Source organism: Microbispora amethystogenes, assembly GCF_016863015.1.
In the GTDB taxonomy this organism is placed as follows: Bacteria; Actinomycetota; Actinomycetes; order Streptosporangiales; family Streptosporangiaceae; genus Microbispora; species Microbispora amethystogenes.
The window spans coordinates 1-17,443 of the sequence record NZ_BOOB01000007.1 but is presented as its reverse complement, the minus strand read 5'-3'; the positions used below and the strand labels follow the sequence as shown (position 1 = coordinate 17,443).

19 protein-coding genes are annotated in these 17,443 nt (G+C 71.8%); 14 read left to right on the top strand and 5 right to left on the bottom strand.

Annotated features, from left to right (window positions below; all coding sequences use genetic code 11):
- Nucleotides 1-86 precede the first annotated feature (86 nt).
- The 6 genes from tsaE to tsaD all read left to right on the top strand — a co-directional run bounded on the left by tsaE (nucleotide 87) and on the right by tsaD (nucleotide 4,290).
- A complete protein-coding gene (gene tsaE / locus Mam01_RS04740; protein ID WP_239101049.1) occupies nucleotides 87-500 on the top strand; it encodes a tRNA (adenosine(37)-N6)-threonylcarbamoyltransferase complex ATPase subunit type 1 TsaE in 414 nt (137 codons plus the stop codon).
- A gap of 266 nt (nucleotides 501-766) precedes the next feature.
- Nucleotides 767-1,414 (top strand): hypothetical protein, encoded by a 648-nt coding sequence (locus tag Mam01_RS04735; RefSeq protein ID WP_204284252.1) that lies wholly within the window; start codon nucleotides 767-769, stop codon nucleotides 1,412-1,414.
- A gap of 2 nt (nucleotides 1,415-1,416) precedes the next feature.
- Nucleotides 1,417-1,971 (top strand): class F sortase, encoded by a 555-nt coding sequence (locus tag Mam01_RS04730; RefSeq protein WP_204284251.1) that lies wholly within the window; start codon nucleotides 1,417-1,419, stop codon nucleotides 1,969-1,971.
- 42 nt (nucleotides 1,972-2,013) lie between these two features.
- Nucleotides 2,014-2,736, top strand: coding sequence for a tRNA (adenosine(37)-N6)-threonylcarbamoyltransferase complex dimerization subunit type 1 TsaB (gene tsaB / locus Mam01_RS04725; RefSeq protein ID WP_150930783.1), 723 nt, complete (start codon nucleotides 2,014-2,016; stop codon nucleotides 2,734-2,736).
- A gap of 19 nt (nucleotides 2,737-2,755) precedes the next feature.
- Entirely contained in the window at nucleotides 2,756-3,256 is a 501-nt protein-coding gene (rimI, locus tag Mam01_RS04720; protein ID WP_345530596.1) for a ribosomal protein S18-alanine N-acetyltransferase, read from the top strand.
- Nucleotides 3,253-4,290 carry a tRNA (adenosine(37)-N6)-threonylcarbamoyltransferase complex transferase subunit TsaD gene (tsaD, locus tag Mam01_RS04715; protein WP_150930781.1) on the top strand — a complete coding sequence of 346 codons (1,038 nt, stop codon included), beginning with the start codon at nucleotides 3,253-3,255 and terminating at the stop codon, nucleotides 4,288-4,290. The genes rimI and tsaD overlap by 4 nt, the downstream gene beginning before the upstream one ends.
- Before the next feature lie 12 nt (nucleotides 4,291-4,302).
- Here the strand turns inward: tsaD and Mam01_RS04710 are convergent, their stop codons facing one another.
- The 3 genes from Mam01_RS04710 to Mam01_RS04700 all read right to left on the bottom strand — a co-directional run bounded on the left by Mam01_RS04710 (nucleotide 4,303) and on the right by Mam01_RS04700 (nucleotide 7,430).
- Nucleotides 4,303-5,277, bottom strand: coding sequence for a hypothetical protein (locus tag Mam01_RS04710; protein WP_204284250.1), 975 nt, complete (start codon nucleotides 5,275-5,277; stop codon nucleotides 4,303-4,305).
- A 159-nt stretch (nucleotides 5,278-5,436) separates the two neighbouring features.
- On the bottom strand, nucleotides 5,437-6,789 hold the full coding sequence (locus tag Mam01_RS04705; protein WP_239101042.1) for a class I SAM-dependent methyltransferase: 1,353 nt from the start codon (nucleotides 6,787-6,789) through the stop codon (nucleotides 5,437-5,439).
- Nucleotides 6,790-6,827: 38 nt separating this feature from the next.
- Nucleotides 6,828-7,430, bottom strand: a complete 603-nt coding sequence (locus Mam01_RS04700; RefSeq protein WP_307819835.1) for a MarR family winged helix-turn-helix transcriptional regulator — start codon at nucleotides 7,428-7,430, stop codon at nucleotides 6,828-6,830.
- Nucleotides 7,431-7,521: 91 nt separating this feature from the next.
- On the opposite strand from Mam01_RS04700, the gene Mam01_RS04695 reads away from it, so the two are divergent.
- From Mam01_RS04695 to Mam01_RS04670, 6 genes are all read left to right on the top strand, one after another.
- Entirely contained in the window at nucleotides 7,522-8,361 is an 840-nt protein-coding gene (locus Mam01_RS04695; RefSeq protein ID WP_204284249.1) for an NAD-dependent epimerase/dehydratase family protein, read from the top strand.
- A 321-nt stretch (nucleotides 8,362-8,682) separates the two neighbouring features.
- Nucleotides 8,683-8,994: a co-chaperone GroES gene (groES, locus tag Mam01_RS04690; RefSeq protein WP_030508383.1), complete on the top strand. Its 312-nt coding sequence runs from the start codon at nucleotides 8,683-8,685 to the stop codon at nucleotides 8,992-8,994.
- A 72-nt stretch (nucleotides 8,995-9,066) separates the two neighbouring features.
- Nucleotides 9,067-10,692: a chaperonin GroEL gene (gene groL, locus Mam01_RS04685; protein ID WP_204284248.1), complete on the top strand. Its 1,626-nt coding sequence runs from the start codon at nucleotides 9,067-9,069 to the stop codon at nucleotides 10,690-10,692.
- Between the two features lie 215 nt (nucleotides 10,693-10,907).
- The gene (locus Mam01_RS04680; protein WP_204284247.1) at nucleotides 10,908-12,077 is read left to right on the top strand and encodes a hypothetical protein; all 1,170 of its coding nucleotides are present in this window, start codon (nucleotides 10,908-10,910) and stop codon (nucleotides 12,075-12,077) included.
- 304 nt (nucleotides 12,078-12,381) lie between these two features.
- Nucleotides 12,382-13,008 (top strand): sigma-70 family RNA polymerase sigma factor, encoded by a 627-nt coding sequence (locus tag Mam01_RS04675; RefSeq protein WP_111699861.1) that lies wholly within the window; start codon nucleotides 12,382-12,384, stop codon nucleotides 13,006-13,008.
- Entirely contained in the window at nucleotides 13,005-13,220 is a 216-nt protein-coding gene (locus tag Mam01_RS04670) for a hypothetical protein (RefSeq protein ID WP_150930771.1), read from the top strand. Before Mam01_RS04675 ends, Mam01_RS04670 begins: the two co-directional genes overlap by 4 nt.
- Here the strand turns inward: Mam01_RS04670 and Mam01_RS04665 are convergent.
- Nucleotides 13,181-13,558 carry a DUF5319 family protein gene (locus tag Mam01_RS04665; RefSeq protein WP_191909912.1) on the bottom strand — a complete coding sequence of 126 codons (378 nt, stop codon included), beginning with the start codon at nucleotides 13,556-13,558 and terminating at the stop codon, nucleotides 13,181-13,183. The two genes, Mam01_RS04670 and Mam01_RS04665, sit on opposite strands and share 40 nt — an antisense overlap.
- Nucleotides 13,559-13,702: 144 nt before the next feature.
- Complete coding sequence (locus tag Mam01_RS04660) at nucleotides 13,703-14,707, bottom strand: helix-turn-helix transcriptional regulator (RefSeq protein WP_204284246.1); 1,005 nt, start codon at nucleotides 14,705-14,707, stop codon at nucleotides 13,703-13,705.
- Nucleotides 14,708-15,192: 485 nt separating this feature from the next.
- Between Mam01_RS04660 and guaB the strand changes: the two genes are divergently transcribed.
- On the top strand, nucleotides 15,193-16,677 hold the full coding sequence (gene guaB, locus Mam01_RS04655) for an IMP dehydrogenase (protein ID WP_138460484.1): 1,485 nt from the start codon (nucleotides 15,193-15,195) through the stop codon (nucleotides 16,675-16,677).
- Nucleotides 16,678-16,710: 33 nt separating this feature from the next.
- On the top strand, nucleotides 16,711-17,443 hold a 733-nt coding region (locus Mam01_RS04650), incomplete at its 3' end, for a GuaB3 family IMP dehydrogenase-related protein (RefSeq protein WP_204284245.1).

The following is a 17,443-nucleotide window of genomic DNA, read 5'->3' as shown; positions in this document are numbered from 1 at the left end:
CCACTGAGTCCGGGGCGGCTGAGTCCCGAGGCGACGAGCTCCGCACCGCCGAGTTCCGGGCCGCGACCGCCGAGGAGACGCGGACCCTGGGCGCGCGGCTGTCCGCGCTGCTCGGGCCGGGAGACCTGGTCGTGCTGAGCGGGCCGCTCGGCGCCGGGAAGACCACCCTGGTGCAGGGCCTCGCCGAGGGCCTCAAGGTGCGCGGGCCGATCACCTCCCCGACCTTCGTGATCGCCAGGGTCCACCCGTCCCTGTCGGGCGGGCCCGCGCTGGTGCACGTGGACGCCTACCGGCTCGGCGGCTTCGTGGAGGTGGACGACCTCGATCTCGACGCCTCTCTGGAGGAGTCGGTCACCGTGGTCGAGTGGGGCGAGGGCCTGGTCGAGGGGCTGTCGGAGGACCGCCTGGAGGTCCACATCGAGCGCGGAGCCGAGGACGAGGAACGGCTCGTACGGCTGGCGGGCGTGGGCCCGCGGTGGTCCGCCGTCTCCCTCGCCTGAGCCCAGCCTGAGGCTTAGCCCAGGCCTGAGTCGCCTCCGCCGAGCGGTGCCGTTCTCGCCACAAACGACCGCAACCCAGACTCTGACGTGCGACAAGGACGCCCGGGGACAAGCCGGGCGTCGTCCGTACGCGATTCAGACCGGTCCGCCGCGCAGTCCTTGACGCCTGTCCGCGTTCCTGTGGATCATCGGGACGAAGGAAGATCCTCGGTCATGAATCGGTCTGGATTTTCTGGGTAAGGGACCGGGGTGGAAGAGGTGTGCGGTTGAGCAGGGTCACACAGGTCGCCGTCGCGGGAGCCTTTCTGTTCGGGGCCATGGGCTGCACCGCGCAGGCCTCGGTTCAGGCCGAACCGACCATCACGCTGACCCCGCCTGTGCCGACACCGCTCGTCTCGATCTCGCGCCAGGACATCCGGGTGACGGTCGAGCCGAAGCGGATCACCGGAGGGGCGACCAGGAGCGTGCGCGTCAGCGCCCGCTGCCCGCTGTCGGAGGGCGGTCCCGAATACCGCGCGACCGCGCGTTCCGACGCGTTCACGGGGCTCGTCACGCTGGTGCCGCCGCCGGCGAAGTCCGGCACCCCGGCCTCCGCCACCGCCATGCCGCTGGTGACGGGCAGCGCCACCGTACGGGCCGGCGCGAAGGCGGGCGGCTACCGCGTGCAGGTGCGGTGCGAGGCGACCAACGACGTCGGCGAGGCGTCGTTCAGGATCGTCGCGCCGCAGGAGGAGCCGGACGACACCGAGGACCACACGAGGATTCCCACCCGTGCCCCGCACGCGGGTGGCGGCGGCACGGCCGCCGGGGGCCCTGAAGACGCGTCCGGGCCGCCGGTGGGTGTCACCGTCGTCGTGCTGCTGGCCGCGCTCGGCGTCGGCGTCGGGGTGGCCCGCAGGCGCTCCGGAGCCTGACGTTGGCGCTGTCCACCCGGGGGGTGATCGTCGCCGGGGTGGTCACCGGGCTCGTCTTCGCCGTGATCACCGGGGGCAGGGACGCGGGTGACCAGGCGGAGGTCAGAACGTCCGTCGTCCCCAAGCGGATCGACATCCCGGCGCTCCGCCTCAAGGCGCCGCTGATGAAGCTCGGCCTCTCCGACGAGGGCGACGTGGAGTTGCCGCCCTTCGACAAGCCGACCACGGCGGGCTGGTACACCGGCAGCGCCGTGCCGGGCGATCCCGGCGCCTCCGTGATCATCGGCCATGTGGACACCAAGACCGCTCCCGCCGTCTTCTACCGCCTGCGCGACCTGCGCAAGGGAGCGGTCGTGAAGGTGGTGCGCAGCGACGGCAAGACCGCCTCCTACACGGTGGACTCCGTGGAGCGCGTGCCCAAGAACGACTTCCCGGCCGAGCGCGTCTACACCGAGGACGGCCTGCGCCTGATCACCTGTGGCGGCGACTTCGACTGGAAACAGCACGAATACCGCGACAACGTCATCGTCTACGCCTCCCTGGTCCGCTCCGCCTGACGGTGTCCGGCCGCCTGAGCGGAGCGACTACGCTTGACCTTCGTGCTTGTCTTGGCCTTCGACACCGCCACTCCCGCCGTCACCGCCGCGCTGCACGACGGCGAGCGTGTGGTGGCGGAGTCGACGACGATCGACGCGCGGCGGCACGGGGAGCTGCTCGCGCCCGCCGTCGAGCAGGTCCTGCGTGAGTCGGGGGCGACGCTCAGGGACGTCACCGCCATCGTCGCGGGGACCGGGCCCGGGCCGTACACCGGTCTGCGGGTCGGCCTGATGACGGCGACGGCGCTGGCGCTGACCGCGGGCGTGCCGGCGTTCGGGGTGTGCACGCTCGACGCCCTCGCGTACGCCGCGGAGGAGAGCGGGCCGTTCCTGGTCGCGACCGACGCGCGCCGCAAGGAAGTCTTCTGGGCCCGGTACGGCGACCCGCGCACGCGGCTCGACGGGCCGCGCGTGGACCGGCCGCACGACCTGCCCGGCGAACTGCCCGTGATCGGGGCGGGCGGCGCCATGTACGCGGACGTCATCGGCGCCGACCGGATACGCGGCCCGCTGCACCCCTCGGCCGGGGCGCTCGCGGCCCTCGCGGCCGGGCGCCTCGCCACGCTGAGCGAGGAGGAGGCGGCAGAGATCGCCCGCGTGCCCGAGGGGCGGGTCGACTCCGTGGAGAAGGCGCGGGAGCTGTCCGTGCTCGGCCCGCCGCGGCCGATCTACCTGCGGCGTCCCGACGCGCAGGTGCCCGGGACGCCGAAGAGGGTGACGGCGTGACCCGCGCCGGGGCGACGCAGTGAGGCAGGCGGAGGTCGTCCTGCGTCAGATGACCGCGGAGGACCTGCCCGCGGTCATGGAAATCGAGCGCGCCACGTTCCCGGCGGACGCCTGGAGCGAGGCCATGCTGCGGGGCGAGCTGCGCGACCAGCCGCGCACCCGGCACTACCTGGTCGCGGAGGTGGGCGAGCGCGTCGTCGGGTACGCCGGGCTCGCGGTGGCGGCCGACCAGGCGGACGTGCAGACGATCGCCGTCCTCGCCGCGCACCGCCGCGCCGGCGTCGGCGCCGCGCTGATGGACGCGCTGCTCGCCGAGGCGGTACGGCGCGGCGCGGCTTCGGTGTTCCTGGAGGTGCGCGCGGACAACCCCCCGGCACAGGCGATGTACGAGCGGTTCGGCTTCCGCCGCCTCGGCCTGCGAAGGCGCTACTACGAGGACGGAACGGACGCCATCACCATGACGAAGGACCTCGGGAGCGAGCGTCCCGACGCTGAGCGGGAAGCACAGAAGGAGTCATGATGGGGCGCGACGAGCCGATCGTGCTGGGGATCGAGACGTCCTGCGACGAGACGGGCGTGGGCATCGTCCGCGGCCACACGCTGCTGGCCAACACCATCGCCTCCAGCATGGACGAACACGCCCGGTTCGGCGGGGTGGTGCCCGAGGTGGCCTCACGGGCGCACCTGGAGGCGATGACGCCGACGGTCGAGAGCGCGCTGGCGGGCGCCGGGCTGCGGTTCTCCGACATCGACGCGGTCGCCGTGACGGCGGGCCCGGGCCTGGCGGGCGCGCTGCTCGTCGGTGTGGCCGCCGCCAAGGCGTACGCGCTGGGCCTCGGCGTTCCGCTCTACGGGGTCAACCACCTCGCCGCGCACGTCGCCGTCGACCAGCTCGAACACGGCCCGCTGCCCAAGCCCGCGATCGCGCTGCTGGTGTCGGGCGGGCACTCCTCGCTGCTCCTCGTGCCCGACGTCGCGCAGGACGTGATCTCGCTCGGCTCGACCGTGGACGACGCGGCGGGCGAGGCGTTCGACAAGGTGGCCCGGGTGCTGGGGCTGCCGTTCCCCGGCGGGCCGCACATCGACCGGGCCGCCCGCGAGGGCTCGGGCTCGGCGGTGGCCTTCCCGCGCGGCAAGTACGACGACGGCACGCTCGACTTCTCCTTCTCCGGCCTGAAGACGGCCGTGGCCCGGTGGGTCGAGGCCCGCGAGGCGTCGGGCGAGCCGGTCCCGGTGGCCGACGTCGCCGCGTCGTTCCAGGAGGCGGTCGTGGACGTGCTCACCCGCAAGGCGCTGCAGGCGTGTGCCCGCTACGACGTGAAGGACCTGCTGATCGGTGGTGGCGTGGCGGCCAACTCACGGCTACGGGCGCTGGCCCAGGAGCGCTGCGACGCGGCGGGGGTGCGCCTGCGGGTGCCCCGGCCGGGTCTGTGCACGGACAACGGCGCGATGGTGGCGGCGCTCGGCGCCGACCTGGTCGCGGCCGGAGCCACGCCCTCGACGCTGCGGATCCCGGCCGACTCGTCCCTCCCGATCACCGTCGTCCACGTCTGAGCGGCGACTGAGTCAGTCGGCGCGGTCGCGGGGGTGACCGTGGCCTGAGCTGTGGCCGGGGCCGTGGGCGGGGCGCAGCAGGGCTTCCGCGAGCGCCAGCATGGTCTCCTCCAGCGCGGCGAGCCGCCGGGCCACGTCGCCGCGTGCGGGCTCCATGGCACTGGTGACCGCGCCCGAGACGGTCTCGGCGATCTGCTCGCGGTCGGGTCTGCTTCGCACCGCCTCCGCGAGCGGGGCCACCGCCCCCGCCGTGAGGGTGAGATCGGCGTTCATGCCCGCCATGGTCGTGCTCATCTCGTCCACGCTCGCGGCGACGTCTCCCACTCCGGCGCTCAACCCGGCCACGGTGGCGTTCACGCCGTCCACGCTGGAGCCCAGCCCCGCCACGGTGCCGCGCAGGTCCCCGATGCCCAGTTCGGCGGGGAGCATCCCGACGCGTTCGCCGACCGCCTCGACGCCGCTCTCCACCGCCTCGATCCTGCCGCCGACCGACTCCAGCCGCTCGATCACGACGGCCTCCAGGCGTTCGGTCCGCTCGGTGAGCGAGGTGAGGGCCTTGTCGAGCCGGGTGAAGCGCCCGGCGGCCGCCTCCATGCCGCCCTGGAACTTGCCGAGCCGGTGCGCGAACTCCGTCATCCGGTCGGCCAGCCCCTGCGTCCGGCCGCCGGCCTCCTCTACGTGGCCGCGCAGCAGTTCCACGTGCTGGGCGAGACCTTCGGCCCAGGCCGGCGGTCTGGCCGCCAGGTCGTCGAGCCGCTGGGTGATCGCCTCCAGTGCCGCGCCGAGGCCGCCGAGCTCACGCTCGCGCACCTCGCGGAGCAGCCATTCCATGCCTTCCAGCCGCTGGCGGATGTCGTCGAGCGCGGCGCCCTGCGTCCGCTGCTCGTAGACGTGGTCCTGGGCCGCCCGGGCGAGTAGTTCGCGCATCCGGTCGGAGATGGCGGTCTGGCTGCCCGCCTGGAGGAGGTTGTGGCTGGAATGCTCCACCGAGAATGCTCCTTCAGCTCGCCGAAACGTTGGGTTCGGCCCGGTCTCGCGCAGACGAACGAGCAGGCGGCACTGCCCGACGGCCAACTTTAGGCCCTGACCCGCGGCCGTCAGGCGTGGACTGGGAAAGGCGATGATTGCCGGTGAATTGCCGGGAGTTCAGCCCTTCTGGCTGGTCACAGGCTGACAAAGCAAGACGAAGGGCCGGTCCTCTATCCGGGTGAGCACAATCACCACGGATTCACTCCCGGAAAGCCGGAGGTCTTTCCGCAGCCGCTCGACGTCGACCGCGGACCCGCGTTTTTTGATCGTCACCGCGCCGACGCCCCGCTCGCGCAGCGCCGCGCGCAGCCGCTTCAACGAGAAGGGCATCACGTCGGTGACCTCGTAACACGCCGCCCACGGCGTGGGCACGAGGCGATCGCCGGTGATGTACGCGATGCGCGGATCGACGAGGTGACCCGACACGAGGGCGGCCACCTCGGCGACCAGGTGCGCCCGTACGGCGGCGCCGTCGGGCTCGTAGAGATAACGGCTCACCGGCCCGGCATCGGCCTCCGCGCCCGAGGCCGTGAGCGTGGCGCCGGAGGGCAGCAGGGTGGCGCGCCGACCGCTCGTCCCAATCCCGGTCCAGATGCCCATCCCGGTCCAGATGGCCGCCTCCTTCACCTCGCCCCGGTAGGAGACCCATTCGGCCTCGGCGCCCTCCGGGATGAACTCGTACGGGATGCCGGGGGCCGTCTTCAGACAGGCGGCCGGAGCCCGGGCGACCAGGTCGAGCACCACCGGCCACGGGGGGGAGTAGGCCATCGGGTCGAACGTCCGCCCTCTCGCCCCCCTTCTGGCCGGGTCGGCGAACAGCAGGTCGTATCCCCCCGGGTCGGCCGCCGCGGCGTCCGCCGTACGGACCGTCACCAGGGAGGACAGGCCGAGCGCCGCCGCGTTGGCACGGGCGATCTCCACCGTCAGCGGGTCGAGGTCGAGCGCGTCCACCGCGCATCCCGCGCGGGCCAGCGCGAGCAGGTCGCCGCCGATTCCGCAGCACACGTCGAGCACACGCGGCCCCTCCGCAGCCCTCACGCCTCCGGCCTCGCCCATGCCGGTCGACGGAGCCCCAGCCGGCCCGGCACCGGTCGGCTCCACCCCGGCCGAGCCGCGTCCGGCGGCTCCGATCGCGGCGGGTCCGATCGCGGCGGGTCCGGGGCCGGCGGTCCTGATCCCGGCGGCGCTGATCCTGGCGGCGCGGTGGGCGGCGACCTCGGGCCGGGTGGCCTGCTCGAGTCCGTGCGGGGTGAAGTACATGACGGCGGCGTCGGCGCCGAACTTGGTCTCGGCACGCCGCCGCAGCGACGCCTGCGTGAGCGCCGCGGCGGCGAGCTCGGGGGAGTGGGATCGGCGCAGCGCGCTCGCGGCGGCCACCGGGTCCGCGCCGTCGGCGAGGATCCGCACGGCGTCGTCCAGGGCCCCGCGTCCGGCGGGGGCGAGCAGCATGCGGAAGGTTTCCAGGTCCACGCTCGCGACGCTATCGCCCGTGGCCGGCGCTCACCCAGTCAGCAGGTGCGTACGTCGCCGAGGGAGGTGAGCAGCTTACAGAGCAGGCCGGACAGTTGCTCCCGGTCCTCCGGAGTGAGGCCGGCGAGCAGCCGGTTCTCGTTGGCCACGTGGCCCTCCAGCAACTCGTCGACCATCGCGTGGCCCCGGTCCGTGAGGGTGATCAGGACCATGCGGCGGTTCGACGGCGAGACCTCCCGGTGCACCAGCCCCTTGGCGGTGAGGCGGTCCACCCGGTTGGTGAGGGCCGCCGAGCTCACCATCGCGGCGGTGGCGAGGTCGCCCATGCAGAGCCGGTGCGCGGAGTTGGCGCGGAAAAGGGTGGCGAGCACGTCGAACTCCCAGGGCTCCAGGTCGTACCGGGCGAAGTGCTCCTTGACGCCCTTCTCCATCAGGCGGGACGCCCGGGAGATCCGCCCGGCGACGCCCATCGCCGAACAGTCCACGTCCGGACGCACCCGGGCCCAGTCGCCGAGGATCTGCTCGATGGCGTCGTTCACGGTGCCGTTCCCGGTGGCGCCGATCGCGGTGGTGCCGTCCACGAGGTTGTGGTTCATGATGCGCGCGGCCGAAGGTCCACCCGCCGCTCCTCCTCGTCTCATCGTAACGCTTGCTTCGACGTTGAAATGTCGATGCCTTCTACGCTAGCCTCCAGGTCGAAAAGTCAGACATCAAAATTTTCGAGGTGAAACGATGAAGGTTCTCGTTCTCGGCGCGACGGGTTACATCGGCTCGGTGCTCGCGGAGCGGCTCGCCGAGCACGGCCACGACGTGGTGGCGTTGGTCCGGCCGAAGCCGCGCGAGGCCGCCCTGCCGGGCGAGGTGCGTCACGGTGACCTCAATGAGCCCGAGACGCTCGCGAAGGCGGTGACCTCCGACATCGACGTCGTCGTCCACGCCGCGAACCCCGTCGGGGACGAGGCGGTGGACGTCGCCGCGATCGAGGCGCTGGCCGGCGGCGGCGCGCGCCTGGTCTACGTCAGCGGCGTGTGGGTGCTCGGCGCCACCACCGAGGCGGCGGACGAGGACGCGCCGGTGAACCCGATCGCCCTGTCCGGCTACCGTCCGCGGGTGGAGAGGCTCGTGCTGGACGGCGGCGGAATCGTCGTACGGCCCGGCGTCGTGTACGGCCGGGGCGTGGGCATCCCCGCCCTCCTCGCCGCACCGGGCGGGGAGGACGGCAGGTACGTCCACGCGGGCGGCCCGGCGCCGACCTGGGCGACCGTGCACGTGGACGACCTGGCGGACCTGATCGTGCTCGCGATCGAGAAGGCCGCGCCGGGCAACCTCTTCCACGCGGTCGCCGAAGAGGCGGTGAGCGTCGCCGACGTCGCCGCGGCCGCCGGTCGCAGCGGGAAGGCCGTGCCGTGGCCGATCGGCGAGGCGAGCGAGGTGCTCGGCCGCCCGTTCGCCGAGGGGCTCGCCCTGAGCCAGGTGGTGAGCGGCGATCTCGCGAGGAAGAACCTCGGCTGGAACCCCAGCCGGCCGGGCCTCGTCGACGACGTCCGCTCCGGTTCGTACGCCGCCCGCTGACCCGCCCGCTGACCCGCCCGCTGACCCGCCCGCTGACCCGCCCGCTGACCCGCCCGCTGGCCTGGGCCGTTCGGGGGGTCGCGGCGGTGACGTGTGAGCGGCGGGGGGCTGAACGGGGGGCCTCGGACGCGTTGCCGGGAGACGGGTCTGACCTGCGGGGCGGGTTCGTGTTGACTGTCACGCGCCACTTGCATACTGTTTCGTGTTGGCACTCTGCCATTGAGAGTGCCAACAGCGACGAGACAGGTCTGACACCCGCGACGGCAGGCCGCTGGTCGCCTCTTCAGCTCATTCATCGCAATCTGAAGGGGAGGTCCGATCGTGACGACCGCCACCAAGGTTCCCGTTAAGCCGCTCGGCGACCGCATCGTGGTCCAGCCGCTTGAGGCCGAGCAGACCACCGCCTCCGGCCTGGTCATCCCGGACACCGCCAAGGAGAAGCCGCAGGAGGGCCGCGTGCTCGCTGTGGGCCCGGGCAACTGGGACGAGGACGGCGAGAAGCGCATTCCGCTCGACGTCAAGGAGGGCGACGTCGTCCTCTACAGCAAGTACGGCGGCACCGAGGTCAAGTACGGCGGCGAGGAGTACCTGGTGCTCTCGGCTCGCGACGTGCTCGCCATCATCGAGAAGTAGTAGGCCGCGCAAGCCATGAGGAGCCCCGGGTCCACGTGCCCGGGGCTCCGACGCGCTCACAAGGAGACCTGAATGCCGAAGATCCTGGAGTTCGAAGAGGACGCGCGGCGCGCTCTCGAGCGTGGTGTGAACGCTCTCGCCGACGCCGTCAAGGTGACCCTCGGCCCGCGCGGCCGCAACGTCGTCATCGACAAGAAGTTCGGTGCCCCGACGATCACGAACGACGGTGTCACCATCGCTCGCGAGGTCGAGCTGGAGAAGCCGTACGAGAACCTTGGCGCCCAGCTCGCCAAGGAGGTGGCGACCAAGACCAACGACATCGCGGGTGACGGCACCACCACCGCGACCGTCCTGGCCCAGGCCATGGTCCGCGAGGGCCTGCGCAACGTGGCGGCCGGCGCGCAGCCGCTGTCGCTCAAGCGCGGCATCGACAAGGCCGCCCAGGCCGTCAGCGAGCGGCTGCTCAGCACCGCCCGCCACGTCGAGGACAAGAAGGAGATCGCCAACGTCGCGACGATCTCCGCGCAGGACGCGAAGATCGGCGGCCTGATCGCCGAGGCGTTCGACAAGGTGGGCAAGGACGGTGTCATCACCGTCGAAGAGTCCAACGCGATGGGCCTGGAGCTGGAGTTCACCGAGGGTCTCCAGTTCGACAAGGGCTACCTCTCGCACTACATGGTCACCGACGCCGAGCGCATGGAGTCGGTGCTCGAGGAGCCGTACGTCCTGATCCACCAGGGCAAGATCTCCTCCATCGCGGACTTCCTCCCGCTGCTGGAGAAGGTCGCCCAGACCAAGCGGCAGCTTCTGGTCATCGCCGAGGACGTCGAGGGCGAGGCCCTGGCCGTCCTGGTGACCAACAAGATCCGCGGCACCTTCACCTCCGTCGCCGTCAAGGCTCCGGGCTTCGGCGACCGCCGTAAGGCCATGCTGCAGGACATCGCCACCCTCACGGGCGGCCAGGTCGTCAGCGAGGAGATCGGCCTCAAGCTGGAGCACGTGGGCCTGGAGGTCCTCGGCACGGCCCGCCGCGTCGTGGTCAACAAGGACACCACCACGGTCGTCGACGGCGCCGGTGACGCCCAGGCGATCGAGGACCGCATCCGCGAGATCAAGATCGCGATCGAGCAGTCCGACTCCGACTGGGACCGCGAGAAGCTCCAGGAGCGCCTCGCCAAGCTCGCCGGCGGTGTCTGCGTGCTGCGTGTCGGCGCCGCGACCGAGGTGGAGCTGAAGGAGAAGAAGCACCGCCTGGAGGACGCGATCTCCGCGACCCGCGCCGCGATCGAGGAGGGCATCGTCTCCGGTGGCGGCTCCGCGCTCGTGCACGTGTCCAAGGACCTCGACAACCTCGGCCTGACCGGCGACGAGGCCACCGGCGTCTCGATCGTCCGCAAGGCCCTGGTCGAGCCGGCCCGCTGGATCGCCGAGAACGCGGGCCTCGAGGGCTACGTCGTCACCACGAAGATCGCCGCGCTGAACGCCGGTGAGGGTCTCAACGCCGCCACCGGCGAGTACGGCGACCTGGTGGCCCAGGGCGTCATCGACCCCGTCAAGGTGACCCGCTCGGCCGTGCAGAACGCCGCGTCCATCGCCGGCATGCTGCTGACCACCGAGGCCCTCGTGGTGGACAAGCCCGAGGAGGAGGCCCCGGCCGCCGGCGGCGGTCACGGCCACGGCCACGGTCACGGCCACTGATCGACGGCCAACTGATCGGCGGCCACTGATCGACGGCCGCTGACAGCAGGCGATCGATCGGGAGTCGCTCGGCAGAGGCACCCGATCGGCGACCGATCGGATTCGGCAACCGCGCCCCGCGCCGCCCTCACGGGCGGACCGCGGGGCGCGCGCTTTTTCCGGGAGATTCCCTGAAACCCCCTATATGCCTAATCGGGGTCAATACGATCGTCGGCGTGCGATTCGGACGCAGAGCTCTTACCGCCGTGCTGGTGTCGGGTGCCGGTCTCTCCATGTCCGGCATGACGGTGGACGGCATGACGGTGGACGGCATGACGGTGGACGGCATGACGGTGGACGGTGTGACGGTGATCGGAGTGACGCCGGCCGGGGCGACGGCTCCGCCCGCCGTCGCGGAATCCGTCCCGGCGACGGGGGCGGGGAGCCTCACGGGGACGGTTCCCGTGCCGCCCGAGGCGCGGCCCGCCGACGTCTCGCGCCCGACGACCGTCGTCGGCCGGGGCACGCCCGCGAGCTGCACCTCCCAGGCCTTCGTCAGGGCCGTGGCCCGCGGCGGCGTCATCACCTTCTCCTGCGGCCCTCGCCCGGTGACCATCAGGCTGACCGCCACGGCGAAGGTCCGCAACACCAGCGCCCGGGTCGTCGTCGACGGCGGCGGGAAGGTGACGCTCAGCGGCGCGGGCAAACGGCGCATCCTCTACATGAACACCTGTGACCGGGCCCAGGTGTGGACGACCTCGCACTGCGACGACCAGCCGGCACCCGCGCTGACCCTGCAGAACCTGACGTTCGCCGACGGCGACTCCACCGGCCAGAGGACCGACGGCGGTGGTGGCGGGGCGGTCTTCGCCCGCGGTGGCAGGCTCAAAGTGGTCAACTCACGGTTCGTCCGCAACCGCTGTGACCGCACCGGCCCCGACCTGGGCGGCGCGGCGATCCGCGTGCTGGACCAGTGGCACGACCTGCCCGTGTACGTCGCCGGCAGCAGCTTCGAGAACGGCGTCTGCTCGAACGGGGGCGCGCTGAGCGGCATCGGCGTCTCCTGGCAGATCGTCAACAGCGTCTTCGTCGGGAACCGGGCGGTCGGACGCGGCGCCAACCCGGCCAAGGCCGGAACCCCTGGGGGCGGCAACGGCGGGGCCGTGTACGCGGACGGCAACAGGTACGCCGTCCGGATCGCCGGCTCGCTGATGACCGGCAACCACGCCAACGAGGGCGGCGGGGCGGTGTTCTTCGTCAGCAACGACCGCAGCGGCTCTCTGCGCATCGAGCACTCGACGCTGCGCCGCAACGTCAGCGGCGGGTTCGAGACGCGCGGCTTCCCCGGCGTCTTCTACCTCGGCGCCGGCCGCGCTCCCCGGGTGGTCTCCTCCACGCTCCGATGAGGGCCGGCGCCTGAACGGTGGTCTATACCGGTGGGATACGTGTCCGCTTCCCGGTAGGGGCGTGTTCGGGCGGCGCGGTCCATACCGGTGACGCGCGGCATCGAAGGGCCGCCCGGCAATAGGCAGACGCCGCATACTTCTTAATACCTGTCAAGGCATCCGGCATATATCTCTCGAATTGGTCATTCTGGTTGGAATGTTCCAACGGTCGTGTGGTCGATTGATTACAAAGGGTTATCGACGCGTCAATGTGACCAATCCGTAGCCGTTAACCATGACGACATGAACGATCGTGGCGGGCATCATGCCTAACGTGACCGAGGGATGCGTCGCCGACGCCGCAACTGGGGTAAGGCTTGCGACGAGATCGGATGAGTCCGACCTCAGGGAACTGACCAGCCTTGCCGTACAAGGAGATCGCACCGCGATCGAATCACTGCTGGGACAACTGCGCCCGATGGTGGTCCGGTACTGCAGGGCCCGACTGGGGAGGGTCTCCGGTCAGTACCACATCGCCGACGACGTGGCTCAGGAGGTGTGCATCGCGGTGCTGTCGGCGCTGCCACGCTACCGCGACATGGGCCGCCCCTTCGCCTCGTTCGTGTTCGGCATCGCTTCGCACAAGGTGGCGGACGCGTTGCGCAGTTCGGTGCGCTCCGCGGTGCCGACGCAGGACCTGCCGGACGGGCCCGACGAGGGCCCGGGGCCGGAGGAGACCGTGGTGCGCTACATCGAGGCGCAGCACGCCCGGGACCTGCTGGCCCGGCTGCCGGACACCCAGCGCGAGCTTCTCATCCTGCGGGTCGTCTCGGGTCTTTCCGCCGAGGAGACGGGTAATGTACTCGGCATGACCCCTGGTGCCGTCCGGGTCGCGCAACATCGTGCGCTCGCCAGGCTCCGGCAGCTGGCCGAGCTGGAGTCGATTGCGTGACCATGAAACGTCGTCGTACGGCGGGCCTTCCCGGGCCGTACGGCGATGGCGACGTGGAGGGCGACGTAGTTCGGACGGACGTCCTCCTCGACGCCCTCGCCCGCCGGGAGCCCCTGGGCGGGACCGACGCGGCCCTCCGGCTGCTCGGCGCACTGGTCGCCGACGTGGACAGTCAGCGGCTCTCCTCGGTGTCGATCACGCCGTCCACGTAGCCCCGGGCGTACTCCCAGCTCACGTAGTCGGACGGATCGGGCTGGAAGGCGGGCTCGTGGACCTGCGGCCGGCCGTTGTCGATCATCTGGCGCAGGTTGCCGCGCAGCAGGTCCCAGTCGAAGTAGTGCTGCTCGCCGCACTCGGGGCAGTCGAGGACCAGCCCGAGCACGCCCTGGGGTTCGAGCAGGGAACGGAAGACCTCCACGTCGGCGAGATCGGTCAGTGCCTCGTCGCGCTCGGCGAGCGACAGCGGTTCCACGTCGTCGGGCGATCCGAGCTCCGCCGCGGGGTCGTCAGGGTCATCCGCGAACGGGTCGCGGGGGACGTCTTCGAGCACGCATCCCACCTTATGACCACGGCCCCCTCCGGGAGCGAAAGTGCGCCTCATCTGCTCGTCAGGCCCGCCGCTCCGGCGGCACGGTCCGCGGCCGGGTCCGCCGCCGAATTCGCTGCCGCATTCGCCGCCGGATCTGGGGGCGGGTCACAGCCAGCCGCGGCGGGCGGCCTCGACCCCGGCGTGGAAGCGTGACTGGGCGCCCAGCTCCGCCATCGCCTCGGCGAATCTGGCCCGCACCGTGCGCACGGACACCCCGAGACGGCGGGCGACGGCGTCGTCGGAGAGCCCCTGGGCGGCGAGTCGCAGCACCTGCCGGGCGCCGCTGTGCGGGGAGATCGGGGCGGCCCGGGCCCACAGCTCCCCGAACAGCGCGCGCAGGGCTCCCGCCGCAGCCGGGGCGTGGACGACGCAGCAGTTGTAGGCGTTGTCGGGCAGCGGGACGCCCCACTGGACCGGCAGCCAGGCGGTGCCGTCGCCGAGCGCGAGGAACCAGCTCGGCACCTCGTCGAGCGCGCGCAGATTCGCACCCGCCGCCGTGAACCGTTCATACATCTCCCGTACGGCGGGCGACGACAGAGCGGCGTGCGGGACGATCGCGCGCAACCGCACGACGCCGTCCGCGGCGGCCCGGATCCACTGCGCGCTGTGGGTGTTCGCGAACCGCACCACGGTGCGGTGGTCCGGGACGGCCATGACCAGATCGGCGGGAGGCGCCTGCAGGGCGTGGCCGATGACGCCCTCGTAGAGCGCGCCGGCGCCGCTCACCCGCTCGACCGGCAGTCCTCCGCCCCGCCAGTCGCGCCCGGTGTCGTAGTGGCGGGCCAGGCGCCCGGCCGCCGTGATCATCTCGTCGAGACACCGGCTCTCCCGGGCCATGCGGTCCAGCCGCTCGGCGACCAGCCGGCCGATCACCTCGGCCGGATGCCGCGCGACGACCTCCTCCCGCCGCCGGTCGACCGCGCCGAGCCGTACGAGGGAGTCGAGGGCGTCGAGCACGTCGGCGGCGGGCCGGTCGACCGCCTCGGCGAGCTCGGCCGGGGTGGCCCGGTGGAGGCGGAGCGCGGCCGCGTAGAGGGCCGCCTGGCCGGGGGAGAGCCCGAGACTTTCGAATGGGCCGGTCCGCGGGACGGCGTTTCCCGTCGTACTCATGCTCGCTCCGTCGGTGGTCGCACGTCGGTGGTCGCACTGGCGGGAAGTGTGAACTCCCCGCTCAGATCCCCGTCACGCCTCGGCCCGCGAGAATAACCCGGCCTTTTCGCGTTGTCCGTTCCGTTCGCACATTCGGCATCACCGCGCCTGATTGTTCATGTATGAATGCGATGGTTTGTAATTGTTCCGGGTGGATCTTCGAATTGGCGGGGAATGCATCTTTGTGCAGTTGCAGCTTGCGACATTGCGCGTGGACGCTGCGTGACGCATTCTTGACGCAGCGTTAGCCGGAACGCCGCCTCGGCGGGGCGCGGAGGGGGGCTCGACGAGAGCGGCGGGCGGGACGCGCCCCGAGTGGGGGGACCGGAATCCGGTCCCCCCACTTTTTGTGTCGCCCCTCTTGACAGGTGTGCCCGGTGCGGTTTCGGGCGGCCACTAGACTGACCTCGGGTCTGGCGAGGGATCCAGGAGGAGGGTGCAGTCAGATGGCCAAGTTCACCGAACCGGGACTCACGTTCGACGACGTGCTCCTCGTTCCCGCCTATTCGGACCTGCAGCCGGGCGAGGCCGACACGACGACCCGGCTGTCCCGGAACGTCACGCTGCGCATCCCGCTGGTCTCGGCCGCGATGGACACGGTCACCGAGGCGCGCATGGCGGTCGCGATGGCGCGGCAGGGCGGCATCGGCATACTGCACCGCAACCTCTCCATCGAGGAGCAGGCGCAGCAGGTCGACCTGGTCAAGCGCTCGGAGGCGGGGATGGTGACCAACCCCGTCACCTGCTCCCCCGAGGACACCCTCGCCGACGTCGAGCGGCTGTGCGCGACCTACCGGATCTCCGGCGTTCCGGTCACCGACGCCGACGGCGTGCTCGTGGGCATCGTCACCAACCGGGACATGCGCTTCGAGAGCGACCAGGGCAAGGCCGTGCGCGACGTCATGACCCCGATGCCGCTGGTGACGGCGCCGGTGGGCGTCGACCGCGAGGAGGCCTTCCGGCTGCTGCGGCAGAACAAGGTCGAGAAGCTCCCGCTCGTGGACGAGGCCGGTCGCCTTCAGGGCCTGATCACAGTGAAGGACTTCACCAAGAGCGAGCAGTACCCGCTCGCCACGAAGGACGCGGACGGCCGCCTGATGGTCGGCGCCGCGGTGGGCGTGGCCGGCGACGCCGAGGAGCGCGCGATGGCCCTCATCGACGCGGGCGCCGACGTCATCATCGTCGACACGGCGCACGGGCACTCGCGCGGCGTGTGCGACATGATCGCCAAGGTCAAGGCCAACAACGGGCGGGTCGACGTCATCGGCGGCAACGTGGCCACCCGGGCGGGGGCGCAGGCGCTGGTCGACGCGGGGGCCGACGCCGTCAAGGTGGGCGTGGGGCCCGGCTCGATCTGCACCACCCGGGTCGTCGCGGGCGTGGGCGCGCCCCAGCTCACCGCGATCTACGAGGCGGCGCTGGCCTGCGGCCCGGCCGGCATCCCGGTGATCGGCGACGGCGGCCTGCAGTACTCGGGCGACATCGCCAAGGCGCTGGCCGCCGGGGCCGACACGGTCATGCTGGGCTCGCTGCTGGCCGGCTGCGAGGAGTCGCCCGGCGAGCTGATCTTCATCAACGGCAAGCAGTTCAAGTCGTACCGCGGCATGGGCTCGCTCGGCGCGGTGCGCAACCGCGAGCGCGGCGGCGCGTCGTTCAGCAAGGACCGGTACGCGCAGGCCGACGTGTCCGGGGAGGACAAGTACATCCCCGAGGGCATCGAGGGCCAGGTGCCCTACCGCGGCCCGGCCGCGGCGGTGGCCCACCAGCTCGTCGGCGGCCTCCGGCAGGGCATGTGGTACACCGGCTCCCGGACGATCGAGGAGCTGCACGAGAAGGCGCAGCTCATGCCGATCACGATGGCCGGGCTCAAGGAGAGCCACCCGCATGACATCCAGATGACGGTCGAGGCCCCGAACTACCACCGGCGATAGCCCGGTAGCGGAAGAACAGAAAGAAAAGGCGATATGACTCAGGAGATCGGGCGCGGCAAGAGCGGGCGGCGGGCCTACGCGCTGGACGAGATCGGCATCGTGCCCTCCCGGCGCACCCGCGACCCGGAGGAGGTGTCGATCTCCTGGCAGATCGACGCCTACCGCTTCGACTCTCCGCTCGTGGCGAGCCCGATGGACAGCGTCGTGTCGCCCGCGACGGCGATCGAGATCGGCCGCCTGGGCGGCCTCGGCGTGCTCGACCTGGAAGGGCTCTGGACCCGCTACGAGGACCCGGCGCCGCTGCTGGAGGAGGTCGCCACCCTCGACCGGGAGGCCGCGACCCGGCGGCTGCAGGAGATCTACACCGCGCCGATCAAGGACGAGCTGATCGGCCGGCGCATCGAGGAGATCCGCGCCGCCGGCGTCACCACCGCCGTACGGCTGTCGCCCCAGCGGACGGTGCAGCACCACAAGGCCGTCATCGACGCGGGCGTCGACATCTTCGTCATCCGCGGCACGACCGTCTCCGCCGAGCACGTGTCGGGCCGGGCCGAGCCGCTCAACCTCAAGCAGTTCATCTACGAACTCGACGTCCCGGTGATCGTGGGCGGCTGCGCGACGTACACGGCCGCGCTGCACCTCATGCGGACCGGCGCGGCGGGCGTGCTGGTCGGCTTCGGCGGCGGCGCCTCGCACACCACCCGCAACGTGCTCGGCGTGGTCGTGCCGATGGCGACCGCGATCTCCGACGTCGCGGCGGCCCGCC